The organism is Photobacterium sp. R1, assembly GCF_054600795.1.
Genome location: NZ_BAAHZP010000262.1, coordinates 1 through 344 on the forward strand (window position 1 = coordinate 1; position 344 = coordinate 344).

At 56.7% G+C, this 344-nt stretch carries 1 protein-coding gene; it reads right to left on the minus strand.

Going from position 1 to position 344, the window contains the following annotated elements; translation table 11 throughout:
* On the minus strand, positions 1 to 344 hold a 344-nt coding region (locus ACYP03_RS24955; RefSeq protein ID WP_459782519.1), incomplete at both ends, for a transglycosylase domain-containing protein.

Here is a 344-nt window from a genome sequence, read left to right on the forward strand (position 1 = left end):
GGCCAGTGGCGACACCCCGCCGTGGTGATAGAAATCCCGATCTTCAGTCGCCAGCAGCGCATCAATCAGCACTTCAGGAAACTCTTCTCTTGGCGTGAAAATCCGCTGCTCCCCTTCTTTGGTGCCCAACATCCCCAGCATTTTGGGTTCGACACGAAGATAACCCAGCGCCTTTTCCCGCCCGAGATCGTCAATCCGGCTCAGGCCGCTGTCACTAAATGTCAGCATCACGTGGCGCTGGCTTTCATACCCGTCATCAAACTCAAACGGACGGCGCACCAACTCAATGCGGGTCGACGAGGCTGAATATTCCCCGGCTCGCTGCGGGGTACGAACTTTGTGAT